This window comes from Bradyrhizobium sp. Kon69, from assembly GCF_055807515.1.
In genome coordinates, this window is sequence record NZ_JBVVOS010000002.1 from 384,589 (window position 1) to 402,067 (window position 17,479).

Annotated in this window: 13 protein-coding genes and 1 pseudogene; 11 read left to right on the top strand and 3 right to left on the bottom strand. The window is 60.7% G+C overall.

The genetic code is table 11. The features are described 5' to 3' along the window. Positions 1-26 precede the first annotated feature (26 nt). The 11 genes from AC0L3U_RS04070 (at position 27) to AC0L3U_RS04120 (ending at position 14,511) form a co-directional block, all read left to right on the top strand. Positions 27-704 carry a uracil-DNA glycosylase family protein gene (locus AC0L3U_RS04070; protein WP_473360781.1) on the top strand — a complete coding sequence of 226 codons (678 nt, stop codon included), beginning with the start codon at positions 27-29 and terminating at the stop codon, positions 702-704. Positions 705-870: 166 nt separating this feature from the next. Then, a complete protein-coding gene (locus tag AC0L3U_RS04075; RefSeq protein ID WP_473360782.1) occupies positions 871-2,247 on the top strand; it encodes an HNH endonuclease in 1,377 nt (458 codons plus the stop codon). A 634-nt stretch (positions 2,248-2,881) separates the two neighbouring features. Further along, positions 2,882-3,868, top strand: a complete 987-nt coding sequence (locus tag AC0L3U_RS04080; RefSeq protein WP_473360783.1) for an ABC transporter permease — start codon at positions 2,882-2,884, stop codon at positions 3,866-3,868. Between the two features lie 61 nt (positions 3,869-3,929). Next, complete coding sequence (locus tag AC0L3U_RS04085) at positions 3,930-4,952, top strand: sugar ABC transporter substrate-binding protein (RefSeq protein ID WP_473360784.1); 1,023 nt, start codon at positions 3,930-3,932, stop codon at positions 4,950-4,952. A gap of 124 nt (positions 4,953-5,076) precedes the next feature. Beyond that, the gene (locus tag AC0L3U_RS04090; protein WP_473360785.1) at positions 5,077-7,188 is read left to right on the top strand and encodes an ABC transporter permease; all 2,112 of its coding nucleotides are present in this window, start codon (positions 5,077-5,079) and stop codon (positions 7,186-7,188) included. A gap of 69 nt (positions 7,189-7,257) precedes the next feature. Continuing rightward, complete coding sequence (locus AC0L3U_RS04095; protein ID WP_473360786.1) at positions 7,258-8,310, top strand: SMP-30/gluconolactonase/LRE family protein; 1,053 nt, start codon at positions 7,258-7,260, stop codon at positions 8,308-8,310. Then, complete coding sequence (locus tag AC0L3U_RS04100; RefSeq protein ID WP_473360826.1) at positions 8,307-9,848, top strand: sugar ABC transporter ATP-binding protein; 1,542 nt, start codon at positions 8,307-8,309, stop codon at positions 9,846-9,848. Before AC0L3U_RS04095 ends, AC0L3U_RS04100 begins: the two co-directional genes overlap by 4 nt. Before the next feature lie 13 nt (positions 9,849-9,861). Beyond that, a complete protein-coding gene (locus AC0L3U_RS04105; protein ID WP_473360787.1) occupies positions 9,862-10,647 on the top strand; it encodes a GntR family transcriptional regulator in 786 nt (261 codons plus the stop codon). Next, positions 10,644-11,519 carry a 3-hydroxyacyl-CoA dehydrogenase family protein gene (locus AC0L3U_RS04110; RefSeq protein WP_039800042.1) on the top strand — a complete coding sequence of 292 codons (876 nt, stop codon included), beginning with the start codon at positions 10,644-10,646 and terminating at the stop codon, positions 11,517-11,519. The genes AC0L3U_RS04105 and AC0L3U_RS04110 overlap by 4 nt, the downstream gene beginning before the upstream one ends. A gap of 83 nt (positions 11,520-11,602) precedes the next feature. Then, the gene (locus AC0L3U_RS04115; RefSeq protein WP_473360788.1) at positions 11,603-13,195 is read left to right on the top strand and encodes an AMP-binding protein; all 1,593 of its coding nucleotides are present in this window, start codon (positions 11,603-11,605) and stop codon (positions 13,193-13,195) included. A gap of 68 nt (positions 13,196-13,263) precedes the next feature. Further along, positions 13,264-14,511 carry an acyl-CoA dehydrogenase family protein gene (locus AC0L3U_RS04120; protein WP_473360827.1) on the top strand — a complete coding sequence of 416 codons (1,248 nt, stop codon included), beginning with the start codon at positions 13,264-13,266 and terminating at the stop codon, positions 14,509-14,511. Between the two features lie 235 nt (positions 14,512-14,746). On the opposite strand, the pseudogene AC0L3U_RS04125 reads toward AC0L3U_RS04120, so the two are convergent. From AC0L3U_RS04125 to AC0L3U_RS04135, 3 genes and pseudogenes are all read right to left on the bottom strand, one after another. Continuing rightward, a pseudogene (locus AC0L3U_RS04125) lies at positions 14,747-15,210 on the bottom strand (IS630 family transposase); the annotation flags it as partial. 304 nt (positions 15,211-15,514) lie between these two features. Beyond that, positions 15,515-16,423, bottom strand: a complete 909-nt coding sequence (locus AC0L3U_RS04130) for a tripartite tricarboxylate transporter substrate binding protein (protein ID WP_473360789.1) — start codon at positions 16,421-16,423, stop codon at positions 15,515-15,517. Between the two features lie 137 nt (positions 16,424-16,560). After that, positions 16,561-17,478, bottom strand: coding sequence for an SMP-30/gluconolactonase/LRE family protein (locus AC0L3U_RS04135; protein ID WP_473360790.1), 918 nt, complete (start codon positions 17,476-17,478; stop codon positions 16,561-16,563). Position 17,479: the final 1 nt, after the last annotated feature.

A 17,479-nucleotide genomic window follows, 5' to 3' on the forward strand; every position in this document is an offset into this window, starting at 1 on the left:
CTGCTTTGTTGAGCGGGGAGAGCACAATGTCGGATGTGGAAACGCACCCTTACAATTCGGAGCTCATGCCCCCTAACGTTCGATTGCTAGTTGTCGGGACTGCGCCGCCGCCGAGGTTCTCGAGCCCTCAATGCGAAGGGGTGGGAGCGCACAAACTCGATTTCGAGTTTTTCTATGGTTCTGGACATAACAACATGTGGCTTTGGCTAAACCAAGTTGCCGCGGAACGGGGAATGCCGCTGCCGAATGACGAAGCGGAGGCACAAGAATATCGCAGAGCGGCACGGGACTATCTCAAACGAAATCGTCTGTGGATGAAAGACGTCTTAAACACCTATCGCAGAAAGTCCGGGCGCGAGTGCAGTTCGAGCGACGACGATATCATTAAGCCCCAGTCCGGCGAGTGCGTAGATTTTGAAGAAGTCTTGATGCAACATCCCTCAATCGAGGCTCTGGCTTTCACGAGCCATAGAGCATCGGAATGGTCGTTCATGGCCATGAGGCGGACGGAGCGCTGGCGTGCTTTCCGCGAACGGTGGGCCAATGACCGCACTATTGACCGGAGCCAGCCGTTTGAGCGGATGATAATAGGCGGTCGCAAGATTAAGTTCTTTCTGCTGCCGTCTCCCAGCGGTCGGGCACTGTCGAACTCTGAAGCGATCAATATCTATAAGGCCGTGCTTTTCGAGCCGGCTGATCGTTAAGGTCGGTTTGGCCCGCACTAGGTCGCTAATGGAGCAAGTTGGTGTGATATCGTGTAAGTCTTCCGCAAAACCTGATCCAGTCTCATCGCGCTGGGGCAAATAGCGGAGATCGCTGGTCGAAGCCGCTCTGCATATGGGCCGAAGTGCCTGCTCTCACGAGTCAGTGGTGGCTCGTTTACTGCGCGAAGACGCTTTTGCTTCGAGTAGGGTCTATTCTATCATAAGTTCAAACTGGTATGAAGTCATAGGGCAAGACAAGTGCCGATTCTATGCCGGCCGCCCGCAGCACTTGTTGCAAGAGACGATCGAATTGGAAGCGCCCAGCGAAAGTGCAGCCGAAGAGCGATGGAGTGTTGAAGAGATAGCGCTCGCGGCTGAAGCCTATTTGAGCATGCTCGAAGACGAAATCGTGGGCCGCGAAATCAACAAGACCGCTATGCGTGAAAAGCTCCGGGCCGGAGGGCTTTCCGGACGCAGTGATGGCGCGATCGAATATCGCATGCAGAACATTTCTCACGTCCTTGAAACCATGGGGCGCGCTTGGGTATCCGGCTACAAGCCGGCGGGAAATGTTGGTCCTACAAACACCAAGGTTCTCAAGCAGAAGATCGAAGAGCTGACCGAAGGAAAAGTTTATCTTCCCCGGGCGCGCGCGGCCGTCTTTTCCCAGCTCGTGCCGTCGCTCGATCAGTTGATGGGCGTGAAAGCAGTTTTTCGGCAGGTCTCTTCCTTTGTGCTCTGTTTCGGAGGGCGAGGCGATCCTAGCAGTAAAGGCTACTACTCATTACCGGCGGCGGCGGCAAAGAAGGTTTCCGATCATCCATTTATCATTACAATTGGAGGCGGGAAAAACGTCCTCCCTGAGAATGAAGGTCGAGTCATCGATCTGGTTCGCCTCAGTCCTATTTACGGCCCGACAGCTCTGCTTCTCTCCGATCCGGAAGAGGTGAGGCGGCTTGCCCAATGGCCTGTCGCGATCGCATTGCGTGAAGTTTGGCGATTCGTGGCAATGCCTCACTTAATCGAAGATCTGGAATTCGACGATCGTACGATCCTCGCCGGCGCGCAGGACGGAATAATCAGACCGCAGAAAATCAGGCAACTGTACGACGTGTTGAAGAACTTCGAGCTGGTGCCGGCCAGACTCCCGGCAGGCGCTAACTTTTTTGATGATGGCACTCCCCGGCTCGTCAGCACGAAGTTGCCCTCACTACGGGTCGCAGCGAAGGAGGAGGGCAAGCGGTATTGGAAGCTTCAGCAATTGACGGAAAGAGATGCAACTCTGAGCCGAGAAGCGAAGCGTCTGAATGCACTAAAGCATGGTATGTTCACTTGCGAGGCGTGTGGTTTCGCCAACGCGGATCCTGCCATGTTTGACGCGCACCATCCGTCTCCCCTGGCGGTAGGTATACGGACGACTTTCGCCGAGCATTTAGAAATCTTGTGCCCCACATGCCATCGAAAGGCACACCGATCGCCCGATCGCCTCAAGCCCGTACCGCTGCTTGATTTGAAGAAGTGGTGCGTGGACGGTCGACCTTAGCGGATTTGTAGTCGGCACCGAATCGACCGCGTCCGACCAAGCCTATTGGGTCGATTTTGTCGTGGGCCGAAATGCAGTTCAGATCAGCGTGAGATCAAGCTCACGGTTGACGTCACATGGGTAATGCTTTGCTGTTCACGGGTCGACTGCCAAGCCGAACTTTCGGAGGTCGCGGGACATGGTCGGCGGCATTGGGAATCGTCGCGATCGTCAGAAGCCGTCTTAGTCTCAGCAGATCAGACGCGTAAACGCCGGATACGACTATCGGAGCCGACTCATAAGGTTTCTAACAAAAAGGAGTCAGTTAGGCGACTGATAAGGAAAATGCCGAAAGCGAGGCGCCCAAACGTTCGCGCGAGCTGCCACCAATCTCGAAGCGGCAACGTAATGTATCCAAAAACAGCAGAATGGCTTCATGCCGGATTTTAATCCTCATCAATGTCGTTAGGGACGATCTAAACTTCACGAGTAAGTCTCAAGTTATCTAGCTGAATATACTAATAAATGCCTTTCCACGTGGCTTTTAGTTGCGCCCGTCTGAAATCCGAATCACGAATTCTGGATACGGTTATTGACTTTTGGATACATTCTGGTCAGTTTCCTGCCACAATAAGATCGACTTCGGGAGGACCTGGTGACCGGCAGCTCGGGCGCACGCGTGCCGAAATTGACGCAGACGACGGCCGTGCTGGTGATGTGCGCGGTCTTGATCGTCGTCTTCTCGATCTTCCTGAAGGGCTTTCCGACCCTCGGCAATATGTTCGCGCTTGCGCGCAACATTTCCATTCTCGGCATCCTCGCGCTCGGCATGGCCGTCGTCGTGATCGGGCGTGGACTTGATCTTTCGCAAGTCGCCTCCTTCGCCGCCTCTACCGCAATTGCAATCATCCTGATGAATTCCGGTTACGCGACGCCGGTTGCCCTGCTGGTCGGCTTCGTGATGGCAATCGTCATCGGTATCTTGAACGGATTTCTCATCTCGGTGATCGAGATGCCGCCGCTTCTCACGACACTGGCGTCGAGCCTTGCGGTGCTGGGCATCGTCCGTACCACTGCGGTGCAGCACTACGTCGTTTATCTGTCCAAGGGACATGACGATTTTCTGAAGCTCGGCGGAAACATCTGGGGCGGCGTGCCTATCTCGGTCCTGATCTTCGCGGCCACCGCGATCGTCGTGCATCTCTTCCTGTCGCGCACCGTGATTGGGCGTTTCGTTTACGCCCACGGCGACAATCCGGACGCTGCGCGTCAGACTGGTCTGCCGACCCGCCCCTTGACCATGATCGAGTATGCGCTGTGCGCCGCGATCGGTTATGTCGGCGGCGTCGTCATGGTCGCGCAGACGGCGCTCATGCATCTCCAGGTCGCGGAATCGACGATCATTTTCGATGTCATCATGGTTGTGGTGCTCGGTGGCGTCAGCCTCGTCGGCGGCCGCGGCAATGTGATGAGCGTCATTGCCGGAACGCTGCTGATCGGTGTGCTGCTGAACGGCATGACCATCATGGACATGGACGTGCAGACCCAGAACATCGTCAAGGGAATCGTGCTGCTGATCGCGATCCTGCTAGATTCCCGGCTGCACCCGCGGGATGAGGAGACGTCAAAGCAGGGCGACTAAAGCTCATCGCCCATCAACCGGCCGCAACAAGCGGTCACTACATAAAAAGAGAGGGAGAGACATGACGAAAACAATCCACGGGAAGGCGCTCGCCGGCATCGGGCTGGCGGCAATGATCGTAACCGCCGTAGTTGCTGCGGCGCCATCGCAGGCGGCCGGGCCGCGTGACCAATTGCGCGAGAAATTCGACAAGGCGCTCAAAGGTAAGACGGTGGCCTGGTCACCGGTCTGGATGGGGGTTCTGGAATCCGAATGGACGCGCGTGATGAAGGATCGTTTCGACGATTACGGCATCAAGCTCGTCACCCGCGACGCCAACATGAAGTCTGACATCCAGCTTCAGACCGTCAGCGACTACATCAACGACAAGCCCGATGTGATCGTGGTGCAAAACCCGAACGTCACGCTACTGGCCAAGGAACTGAAGCGTGCGATGGACGCGGGCATCTATGTCGTGCAGGTCAACATGGCATCGAATACGCTGACCGACGCCTATGTCGGTGTCGATGCCAAGGATCTGGGTACCAAGATCGCTCGCGAAGTGATCAATCAGTGCGGCGGCGGCAAGGGCTCGGGCGAGATCGCGATCCTCGAAGGCGAGGCGACTGCAGCCTATTCGCTCGACATGAAGAACGGCGCGATGGAGGTGTTCAAGACCGATCCGTCGATCAAGGTCGTGTCGTCGCAACCGACCAGCTGGGACGCCAACAAGGCCGGCGACATCACTACCACCGTGTTGCAACAGCATCCGAAGCTGTGCGGGATCCTCAGCGTCTGGGGACCGCAGACGGCGGGTGCGGCGCAGGCGATCAAGGCGGCCAATATGGGCGACAAGGTGAAGGTTTTCGTCGCCAGCGACGGCCAGCCCGCCGATTGCGACCTTCTGGAGCAAGGTGCGTTCTCCGCGAACCTGTCCTATCGCGCCGACGTGCAGGGACAGACCATCGCTGACGCGGTGATCGCGCTGCTGCAGAGCGGCGACAAACCGGGCGCGAAGAACATCGCCTATTACACGACCCCCGCCTGGGTGAAGTCGAAGGACGATCGCATGTACTGCTTCAGCATCCCGAAGGGCACGAAGTAGTCCTTCCGGCGCCCGCGCCATCTTGCCCTCTTGGGCGCGGGCAGGCCGGACTTGTCGATCCCCATCCCCCCTGCGTCGTCCCGTCGTTCGGCCGCCTGCGCGCCGGACCCGTCGGAGTCTGTTGATGAAAAGCCTGCAACGCGCCTGGCATCGCCATTCGCCCCAGCTGTTCCTGGGCGAACTGCTTGAGAAGCGGTGGATGGAGCCGGTCATTCCATTCACGTTGACGATCATGGTCTTCTTGGCCTTCGCGGTGATGATTCCACGCTACCTGACGGCAGGCAGCCTTCAGGAATTGATGCGGAATTTCGCCGAGCAGGGGATGGTCGCGGTGGCGATGGCGTTCTCCGTGCTCTCCGGCGGCATCGACCTGTCCGTCGGCGCAGTGTTCGCAATGTCGAATTTCCTGACGCTCTACCTCTATCTCATTCTCGGGCTGCCGCTCCCTTTGACGATCGTGCTCGTCATCCTGTTCGGCGCGGCGATGGGCGCGATCAATGGTGGCTTGATTGCCTACGGCAAGACCCGGCCGTTCCTGACGACCCTGGTTGTCCTCATCATCGTTCGCGCCGCTTACAACAAGGTGACAGTCGCGTATACGAACGAGCTCGCTAGCATCGACAATGGCTCCAGTGCATGGGACTTCATGGGGGCCGGCAAGGTTTTCGGCGTGCCCTTCAACATGCTGGTGCTGATCCTGCTTGCCGCCGGCACGCATTTCTTTCTCACCCGCATCAAGCCCGGCGTCCACATCATGGCGGTCGGGTCGAGCCGCAAGGCAGCCCGCCACGCCGGCGTCAACGTCAAGCGCGTGCTGTTCTCGGCCTATGTGATGTCGGGGGCGATCGCGGCACTGGCGGGAACTCTCTATGCCGCCCGGCAGAGCAGTTCGGGCACCGACACCGGCGTCGGCTGGGAGATCAACGCGCTGGCCGCGGTGGTTCTCGGCGGTATCAGCCTCTCCGGCGGGCGCGGCACCATCGCGCGCGCCATCATGGGCGCGGCGATCATCTTTATGCTCACCAGCGGCATGGTGCGGCTGGGCATCTCCGGCAACCTGACGACGGCCGTCATCGGTGTCATCCTGCTGTTCGCGGTCGGCTTCAACGTGAAGTGGGTCAAGAACAAGGGCAAGGTGCTGCAAAAGGTCTATGTGACGCCAAGCTGGGTTGATTTCGAGCCGCCGCCGTCCGTCGAGCGCGGTAGTGGCACGCCGTTCGCGGAGAATGACCGCCTGAAGAATGCGGAAGCGATCGCGCTCAACATGATCGAGGGCCCGGAGGACGTCATCCTCGACCGCAAGGACAACCTCTACACGGTCAACCGCAACGGCTCGATCATCCGCTTTTTCGCGCCGGACTATACCGTCCGCGAGGAATTCGCGCGGATCGGCGGCCGACCGCTCGGGTTGGCGTTCGATCGGGATCAGAACCTCCTCGTCTGCATCGCCGGCATGGGCGTCTACGGCGTGAAGCCCGATCGCTCGGTCTTCAAGGTGACCGATCGCACCACGCGTACGCGCACACGCCTCAAGGACGACTCGCGGCTCTATCTCGCGGACGATCTCGACGTCGCGCCCGACGGCAAGATCTATTTCAGCGAAGCATCGACCCGTTACGAACTGACCGACTGGGCGCTCGACGGCTTCGAGGGGCGCGGCAACGGACGGCTGATCTGCCATGATCCGAAGACCGGCATAACCAAGACCGTCCTCAAGAACCTGACGTTTCCCAACGGCATCTGCATTTCGCATGACGGTCAGTCGGTGCTGTGGGCCAGCACCTGGCTGTGCCAGATCAACCGCTACTGGATCGCCGGCCCGAAGGCGGGCACCAGCGAAATCCTGATCGACAACCTTCCGGGCTATTGCGACAACATCAACCGCGCCTCCGATGGCAAGTACTGGCTCGCCTTCGTCGGCCTGCGCACTCCGGTCTATGACCTTGCCATGCGCAACCCTGTTTTCCGCACCCGCATGGTCAAGCAAATTCCGCCGGACGAGTGGCTGTGCCCGGGCATCAACTACGGCTGCGTGATCAAGTTCGACGACCATGGCGTGGTGACGGAATCGCTGTGGGATCCAGGCGGGCTCTCGCATCCGACCATCACGTCGGTCCGCGAACACAAGGGTTATCTCTATATCGGCGGTCTCGAGAACAACCGTATCGGCCGCATTCGCCTGCAGGACGCCGACCCGACGTGGGAAGCGCACAAGTCCTATTGGGAAGGGGCCTGAGCCATGTCTCTGCTTGGCGATATCATCGATCGCGTGTTGTCTCCGAACCGGGAAATTCACGGCATTCCCGTGCTCGACGGCGCGTTCTCCCCGAACCAGCGGCTCGATGAGGCCCGCCAGCTCGGCGATGACATCGAGCGGCCGGACGACATCGTGCTGGGGCAGGACGGCACTCTCTATGTCTCGACCGGGAATCGCATCCTGCGTTGCACCGGGGCCGATTTCGAGACGCGTGCGGTGTTCGCGACGCTTGACGGGCCGGTCGGGGGACTAGCATGCGCGCAGGACGGCCGGCTGCTCGCCTGTGTTTCCGGCGCAGGGCTGTTGGCGCTGTCTCCATCTGGTGAAGCCGTCGGCAAGCTCGAAAGCGTCGGCGGCGAGAAGATTTCCTGTCCATTGTCGGTGACGGTCGCTCCCGATGGAGCGATCTATCTGACTGATGGCTCGCGCAACAACCGGCCTGAACTCTGGCTCGCCGATCTGATGCAGAACCGGGCCCCGTCGGGCCGTCTCATCGCCTGCAATTCCTCGCTCGGTGATGCGCGCGTGCGCGCGGAAGGTCTCGCATGGCCGCTCGGCGTGGTCATATCCGGGGACGGCAGGGAAGTGTGGGTCGCCGAATCTTGGGCCCACCGCTTGACCGCATTTTCGCGCGCGGGTGACGACAAGCGTGTGATCGCCAAGAACCATACCGGCTATCCGGCGCGGCTCGCCCGGGGCACGGACGGCGAAATCTGGATGGCCTTCTTCGCGCTTCGCACCCAACTGACCGAATTCGTCCTGCGCGAACGGGGGTTCTGCGAAGAGATGATGCGGACGGTTCCGCCCGAGCTGTGGATCGGGCCGGCGCTGGATGGTCGCCTCAATCCGCGCGAGCCGACCCAGATTGGCCGCATCAAGAAACTCGGAATCCAGAAGCCGTGGGCGCCGCCGCGCTCGTATGGCCTCGTCGCCCGTCTCGACGCTCAGGGTGGGGTGATGGAAACGTTGCACAGCCGCGTCGATGGCCGGGTCCACGGAGTCATGGCAGTCCGCCCGATCGGTTCCCGCGTGCTGGCGGTGTCCAAGGGGCGCGATTGCCTCGTCGAACTGCCGCTTGGTTGCGGCGTGCAAGAAGGATGAACGCCATGCCGGCGGAACAACAGGCTGCGGCCCCGCTGCTTCAGATCGTCAATGGAAGCAAGGTCTATGGCGGCCTTCACGCGATCGATGGTGTCAATTTCGATCTGCGACCAGGCGAAATACACGCGCTGCTGGGCGAGAACGGCGCGGGCAAATCGACGCTCTGCAAGGCGATTGCCGGCGCGATCACGCTGACCTCCGGCGACTATCTGATCCAGGGGCGCAAGGTTTCGTTCGCGTCACCGAAGGAGGCGCTGGAGGGAGGCGTCGCGATGGTCTACCAGGAATCCAGTCTGGTGCCCTCGATGACGGTGGCGCAGAACCTCGAGCTCGGCATGGAGAAGTGGGTCACGGTCTACAGCAAGATCAACATTGCGGCGACCCAGTCGCTGCAATCCATGAACTTCAACGTCGACCCGCTGGTGCTGGTGGAGAACCTCGGAACGGCGAAACGGCAGATGGTCGAGATCGTGCGTGCAGTTCGCCACAACGCCCAGGTCTTCATTTTCGACGAGCCGACCGCATCGCTGACCCCCGAAGAGACGCAGCATCTGTACCACCTTCTCAACACGCTGAAAGAGAAGGGTGCCGGGATCATCTTCATCTCGCACGCGCTGGAAGAGGCCCTCAACATCGCCGATCGCATCACTGTGCTCCGCGACGGAAAGCTCGTCGCCACTGCACCGGCGAAGGAGGTGACCCGCGATTCACTCGTGCGGATGATGGTCGGTCGCAAGGAGACGGCCGCGCAGTACGAGACCCACGGCGCCGATCCGGATGCGCCGAAGCCTCATGCGCCGCGCGGCGAGAAAGTGCTTTCGGTCGAAAACGTGACGATGGGCAGCATCGTCAAGAACATGTCGTTCTCCGTGTTCAACCGTGAAGTCGTCGGCATCTTCGGGCTGGTCGGAGCGGGGCGTTCCGAGATCGCGCAGATCGTCAGCGGCGCGCGCAAGCGGAACTTCCTGCGAGGCGGGATGATCTATCTGCGGGACAAGCCGGTCCGCTACCGGGTGCCGCGGCAGGCCGTGCGCGACGGCATTGCCTACATTACGGAGGACCGCAAAGTGGACGGCTTCTTCGAAACGATGACGGTGGATCAGAACATCTATCTTGGCTATCTGTCGTCACCGCGCGTCAAGCGGTTCCTCTATTCGACGCGCGAGATGAAGCGGATCGCCGATCAGTGGATTTCGGCGCTCTCGATCTCGGCATTGAAACGAACGCTGAAAATTGTTGAATATTCCGGTGGCAACCAGCAGAAAGTCGTGGTGGGAAAGTCCCTGGCCCAGGAGCCTTCGGTGGTCATCTTCGACGAACCGACCCGAGGTGTCGACGTCAGCGCTATTCCGCAAATCCACGATGCAATTCGCAAGCTCGCGCGCGAAAACAAGGCGGTTGTCGTGATTTCCTCCTATCTGCCGGAAATTCTGGCTATCTCGGATCGGATCCTTGTCGCTCGCGGCGGGCGTATCGTCGAGGAAATGGCGCGGGCTGATGCGACCTCGGACAAGATCATGTATGCGGCCATTCATTGATAAAGGGCCATTCATGAGTGCTGATCAGCGGTCCCCTCCTTGGAAAGACGTGGCGCGGGACGGCGATGAAGATGATCCGGATGCCGGCCGGCTGATGAGCGAGCGGATCGCAAGCGAGATTCGCAGCGCCGTGTTGAGCGGCGAGATGCGTCCGGGCATGCGTATTCGTCAGGAGCTTCTTGCGACTCATTTCGGGGCGAGCCGCATTCCCGTGCGCGAGGCGCTGAAGCAGCTCGAGAACGAAGGGCTCGTTGTGATGGCGCCGAATCGCGGCGCCTGGATTGCGGACGTCAATTCGGAAGAATCGATCGAAATCTACAAGATTCGCGAAGCCGTAGAGCCGCTCGCGATCGGTGAGAGCGTTCCGAATCTGACCGACGAGGATGTCGCAGCGCTTGACCGCATCGTGGGCGAACTCGAGCACGTGACCACGCTCGAGGACTATATCCAGCTCGACCGGGAATTTCATCTGCGTACCTATTCGCGCGCGGGGATGCCCCAGCTGCTCGCCATGGTCGAGCGCTTCTGGAACAGTACGCAGCATTTTCGGCGGCAGTTCGTGAGCGAAACCTACGCCAAGGACGGGTTGCCGTTCTCCGATCCCCAGCATGTCCTGATCATGGACGCGATTCGGGCGCGCGACGTCGACGCCGCGCAGGTTCTGGTGCGTCTCCACATCCGTCGGACGCGTGTTGTTATTCAGACGACCGAGCGCGGGGCGGTTTCGTCGCCCGTTTCGGGTCGCGGTGAGTTGCCGCGCCCGTCGCGGTTCGGTTTATCGAGGAAGAAGCAGCAATGAGCGGTTTTCAGAAAATAGGCGTTGTCGGCGCGGGGATGATGGGATCTGAGATTGCCCTGATGTTCGCGCTGGCGGGGTATCCGACCCTGCTCAGCGACGCGTCGCGGGAGGCCGCCGAGCGGTCGGTGGCGCGCCTCCACGATGTTCTCGATCGGGGCCTGCCGCGCGGCCTCTGGACCGCAGAGGCGGCCGCGACCGCGGGCCGCCAGCTTTCGATCGCGGATAGCCTCGATGCTTATACCGACCGTGATTTTGTCATTGAAGCCGTGTTCGAGGACGAATCACTGAAGCGCGACGTGTTCAAGAAGCTAGATGCGATTTTGACACCGGAGGCCGGTCTGGCGTCCAACACGTCGTCGATCTCGATCACGACGTTGAGCGCGGCGCTAGCCGAGCCGCGTCGCGCGCGGTTCATTGGAACACATTTCTTCTCGCCGGCATCGCGCATGAAGCTGGTCGAAGTTATCCCGGCCGCCGACACGGACGCAGCGTTTGTTGATGCGGTCATGGGCGTGATGGTCGCGATCGGCAAGGCGCCGATCCGCGTCAAGGATGTGGTCGGCTTTGCGGTCAATCGCCTGCTGCATGCGCTTGTTCTCGAATCGATCCGTCTCGTCGAGGAGGGGGTTTGCTCGGCGGCGGATATCGACGTCGCCTGCAAGCTCGGTCTCGGACATCCGATTGGCCCGTTCGAACTGATGGACAATACGCAGAACTCCTTGTCGCTCAGCGTTCACGAGATCCTTTATCAGGCTTACGGCGAGCGCTTTTTGCCGCGACCGTTGCTGCGCCAGATAGTAGCCGCCGGCTATAATGGCCGCAAGGCCGGACGCGGGTGGCATCGCTACGACAGTGGTGGCAAGAAGCAATGAGCGGCGACGCGGATCGAGCGTCGCGTAGGCGCGCCTACGAGGAAGCCGCGGGACGGCTGCGCACGCGTTTGGAGGCATCCTCCATGGCTCCTCCAGAGACTGGGCAACTGACGTCTCTCGATCTGTTTCGTGCCGCGCCGGGCGAGGCGCCGGCGCTACTCTATTTCGATACGATGCAGACCTATGCCGATGTCGACCGGTTGAGCGACCGGCTCGCTGGGCGGCTTGCGCGCAAGGGGGTCGGGCGCGGCGATCGGGTCGCTATCATTCTCCAGAACGTGCCGCAGTTTGTCATCGTCAGCGTGGCCGCCTGGAAGCTCGGCGCGATCGTCGTCAGCCTCAACCCGATGTACCGCACGCCGGAGCTCTACAAGCTGTTCAAGGACTGCGAGCCGAAGGCAGTGATCTGCCACGACGATCAATGGGACGATGTTTTCCCGGCCACCGGTTCGATCGATCCTGAACTGGTGTTCTGGACTGTCGCCCGCGAATTCCAGGGGCGAAACGACGTTCGCGTGCTGCCAGAGCCTGGCACAGCGCCGCCCGCCCGCGCGCTGGCGACGGCATTTGCCACTGATGCACCTGCACCGCCGGTACCCGACCTGGTCCCGGATGACATCGCTCTTCTGTTGTACACGTCCGGAACCACGGGCGTTCCCAAGGGGGCCATGCTCACCCATCGCAATCTGGTGGCGACCGCACTGATCTGTCGCGATCATTTCGAGCTGAGCAGCACGTCGCGCATCTTTGCGGTCGCGCCGCTGTTCCACATCACCGGCTTCGAGATCCAAATGGTCGCGGCCTTTGCTGCGAGTGCGACGATGGTGCTGACCTATCGCTTCCAGCCGCAGGTCGCGCTCGACGCCTTCCTCGAATGGCGGCCCACATTCATCGTCGGCGCTATCACCGCGTTCATCGCGCTGATGAACCAGGCCGGCGCGACGCGGCGCCATTTCGAAAGCTTCGTGCATATCTATTCCGGCGGCGCGCCGATCGCGCCCTCGGTCATCGATGCTTTTGCCGAACGGTTCGGGCGAGCGATTCGCAGTTCGTATGGAATGACCGAACTGACGTCCGCAAGCCATCTTGCGCCCAACGAAGGTCGGATTCCCGTCGATCCCAAGTCAGGCGCGCTGTCGATCGGCAAGCCGACATCGGGGGTCGATGCGATCGTCGTTGATGAAGAGCGCCGCCCGCTCGGGCCGGGCGAGCACGGCGAAGTAGTCGTGCGCGGCCTGGGCGTGATGGCAGGCTACTGGAGAAAGCCCGCGGAAACCGACGAGGTGCTGACGGACGGTTGGCTGCACAGCGGTGACGTCGGCTTCTTCGACGAGGATGGCTGGTTCTATCTCGTGGATCGCAAGAAGGACATGATCTCCGCCTCCGGCTTCAAGGTCTGGCCGCGCGAAGTAGAGGACGTGCTGTATAGCTTTCCGGGTGTGCGTGAGGCCGCCGTCGTCGGCGCCGCAGATTCCTATCGCGGCGAAACGGTCGTAGCCTTCGTCTCCGCTCAACCCGGCGCCATGATCGACGTCGCCGCGCTCTCGCGCTTTTGCCGGGAGAGGCTCGCCGCCTACAAATGTCCCGTCGAGATTCGCGTGTTGGAAGATCTGCCCAAGACGGAGTCCGGGAAGATTACGCGAAACATACTCAGGGACGGCACACGCAGCCGGTAAGGAGAACGCACGTGGATATCACCCAAAGCGAGCGTAGCCGGGACCTGGCCGGGCGTCTGCAGCGCTTCATGGTAGAACAGATCTACCCGAATGAGCGGCGATACTATCAGGAAGCCGAGCGACTTGGTCCCTGGGCCGTGCACCCGGTCGTCGAGGAGCTGAAGCCGCTCGCGCAGCAGGCCGGCTTGTGGAACCTGTTTCTGCCCGCTCACGAAGACGGGCTGACAAACCTCGAATACGCGCCGCTGTGCGAGATCATGGGACGTTCGCACCTTGCTCCCGAGGTATTCAATTGCAGTGCACCGGACACGGGCAACATGGAGACCATCTTGCGCTACGGCACGGAGGCGCAAAAGGAGCACTGGCTGAAGCCGTTACTGGCGGGCGAGATTCGGTCTTCGTTCGCGATGACGGAGCCCGACGTTGCCTCATCAGATGCGACCAATGTCGCCAGTTCGATCGTGCGTGACGGCGCCGACTATGTGATCAACGGTCGCAAATGGTACACGACCGGCGCGACCGACCCGCGATGCAAGATCATCATCTTCATGGGGCAGACGGCCCCCGATAGTCCCGACCGCCACAAGCGTCAATCGATGATCCTCGTGCCGAAAGATACGCCAGGGGTGCATGTCGTTCGTGCGCTGCCGGTGCTCGGCTTCTACGGCGTGCCGGATCGCGCATCCGAGGTGATCTTCACCAACGTACGCGTGCCGGCCACCAACATGTTACTTGGCGAGGGACGTGGATTCGAGATCGCACAGGGACGGCTGGGACCTGGACGTATCCATCATTGCATGCGGTTGATCGGGCTCTCCGAGCGCGTACTGGAGCGGATGTGCCGACGAGCACTGAAACGTGTGGCGTTTGGAAAGCCTCTCGCCGAGCAGACAGTCACGCTCGAACGCGTGGCCGAGGCACGCATCATGATCGAGCAGGCGCGACTGCTGACCCTCAAGGCGGCCTACATGATGGATACGGTCGGCAACAAGGCCGCGCGGCAGGAAATCGCGATGATCAAGGTCGTCGGGCCCAACGTGGCGCAGACGATCGTCGACTGGGCGATACAGGCTTTTGGTGGAGGTGGAACCAACAATGACCATTTCCTCTCGGCGGCACTCGCGACGACCCGCTTGCTGCGACTGGCCGATGGTCCGGACGAGGTCCATCGCAACCAGATCGGCAAGATCGAGCTGCGCCGTTCGCTCGATACCGATCCGGCACGGACCGGCGGTAGCGCCGATCCTTTGTCGCCCGACGAATCCGAAGCCTGGTCCGAAGGAGGCTTGTGGCCACGCCCGAAACGTCTGCTATAGATGCGTTGATGGCCTAAATTCAAATCGGAGCAAAGGATGGTACGCCTGGGTTAGTGGGCGCTGATTAGACGCTTTGGATAGGACCTGTTGAGGTCCCGACCGGTCCCCTGAGCCACTTCTATAGCGATCACGGAGCAGCCTTTGCGCTACCAAACAAGGTCGAACCTATCGAGCTCTCAACTACCAACGGGTGCCTTCCAAGCTCGGCGTATCCAACTGTCGAATCGCGCATGAGGTGCACGTGCCAACGCGGACTTTTGGCCAGCCATCTCCGGATCATAGGAGTCTTGTGCGTGACGCAGTTGTCCATGACAAGATGGACGTCGAGTTCGCGCGGTACAGCAGCTTCAATTTCGTCAAGGAACTTGCGAAATTCGGCGGTGCGGCGGCGCCCATAGCACTTACCAATCACCCGCCCGGTCGCAATTTCGAGGGCGGCGAACAGTGATGTGGTGCCATGCCTTTTGTCGTCATGGCTCCTTCGGGCCGGTTGGCCGGACGCATCGGCAACATCGGCTGGCTGCGGTCCAGCGCCCGGATTTGCGACTTCTCATCTATACATAGGACGATGGCATGCTCCGGCGGTGAGACGTAGAGGCCTACGACGTCGCGCGCTCTGGCCACGAAATTTGGGTCGGTCGAAAGCTTGAAAGTCTCCGTCCGGTGTGGCTGCAGGCCGAAGGCCCGCCAGATGCGTTGTCGTTCGACAAGCAAACGGAGTCTCCGCGGACTGATAAGGAAATTGCTGAAAGCTTATCAGTGGTGGCCGGGCCTAGATAAGGTGACGCCGCCGGCCCATCTAGCAGGCATGAGTTGTAGAAAGCCAGCTACGGCCATGAGCGGAAGTCAGATCGAACCGCATATGGTCGATCTCAGCGGATGCTTGGGTAAGCCTTTTTGGGAGCCCGAGGGAGCCCCGACGCCATTCGAATTCGATGACTTCCTACCGTCCATAGCTTGCAGCCAGTTACGGATTGGCATAAGCGGCTCCGATCGACTGAAGCTATTTCGGCTCGGCCAGTTCGCTCGCAAGCGGCTGCAACACCTTCGTCATATCGTCGAGACGCTTCTGCCATTCGGCTCCGGCCATGAAAGCGAGGACGGGAGCATCACCGGGTGAGCTCCTGATGTATTCGGGATCGCTGAGGCTCTCGGCGATCGCGGCTTCCAGCTTCTTCGCAATGTCATCGGGCGCGCCCTTCGGCAGCGCAAAGCCGCGTTCGGCGGTCATGATGACGGGAACGCCGGCTTCCTCGGCCGTTGGGACGCCGGGCAATGATAAGGAACGAGCCTTAGAAAGGATTGCGATAGCCCGGAGCTCTCCTTTGTTGGTGCCGTGAAGCTCAGGCACTTCGCTCAGGCTGACCATTCCTATATCCAGATGGCCGCCGAGCACGTCGGTCCTCTGCGCTGCTGTTCCGCGATAGGAAATCTCATTCGGCTCGACGCTGGCGGCCTTTGCGAGCATGCGGATGGCCAGATGCCCGTTCGTGCCTGCGCCGTTATGGCCGAACGTGACTGAACCGGGCGTCTTGCGCAGCGCGTCGAGAGCGCTAGTGATCGTCGTGAACGGGCTATCGTTGCGAACGACGATCACGCCGGGATCGTCGACCACGCGCGCAACCAGACGGATCTCGTCCATAGTGTACTGGGTCTTCCGCGTGATCGGCAGAAAGTTGTAGCCGGGCACGTTGACCACCCCCATCGAATAGGCGTCGGGAGCAGCGCGTGCGATCGCGGTGAACGCGATCTCGCCGCCGGCGCCGGGCTTGTTGAGGACAACAAAACGCGCGTTTCCGCCGAGCCGCTTCTCGACGAAAGGAAGCAGCTTGCGAGCCATGACGTCGGTCCCGCCGCCCGCGGCAAAGCCAACGACGACTTCGACCGGCTTGTTATCGGGCCACGCGGCCATCGCCGCCCCCGAGGCCGTCAGGCCAAGTATCAGTACGACTGTTCGAGCTTTCCCGAGCATGAAGGCCATTCTTTCGTTCCTCGTAGCAAACAATTGCCGGCTGTTGGGACTCGAACCCTTGCCTATCTCGTCCGGCACTACCGATGCGATTCCATGAGCCGTCCAGCAACAGGAACGCGCGCGACCAACACGCAACCGCTCTCGGATTCCGTAATGTAGAGGTTCTTGTTGTCGGAGCCGCCATAGGCCACGTTGGTCGTGGCGAGGCCCTGGCAAGAGCGAACCCGATAGAGCGGTTCGCCGAGGCGGCTGAAGATCCAGACGGTGCCAAGACCGGCGTGGGCGATCGCAAGGTTGTCCTGCTCGTCCATTGCAAGGCCGTCGGGGCCGCCTAGGCTGCCTGACAGCTGGATGAATATCCCGACCTTCGATGCGGTGCCGTCAGGCATCAGCGGTATGCGCCAGATGGCATTGCCCCGGGTGGCGGCCACGTAAAGAATGTGTTCGCTGCCGTTCAGCACGAGGCCATTTGGGCTGGGGACGTTGCTGACGATCTGGTCGAGCACTCCGTCCACCCGCAATCGATAGACGCGGCCGGTCGGGTCGTGAATCCCGGTTTGGCCCTGGTCGGTGAAATAGATGTCGCCGTTGCCGGCAAAGACCAGGTCATTGACGCCCTTGAAGCGCTCGGACCAGCGCCGCTCCAGCAGGGAGCTGACCTTGCCGCTGGCCGGGTCGAGCGTCATGAGGCCGTGGCGATAGTCCGTGATGACGATCCGCCCGTCGCTCGCGAGCTTCAACCCGTTCGGCTCGCCGTCATATTCGGCGACCAGCGTGAATTCTCCGGCGGGCGAGATGCGGAAGATGCGTCCGTAGGGAATGTCCACGATGTACAGATTACCGTCGCGGTCGAATGACGGCCCTTCAAGGAAGGAATCCGCCACCAGTCCGCGGCGGTTGACTAACGACCATGCATTGTCGGGGTCTTTGCGTCGAAACTTGTCCGGCAGGCGGGCAAAGACCTCAGTCTTGATTTCTTCGGGCGGTGCATACATC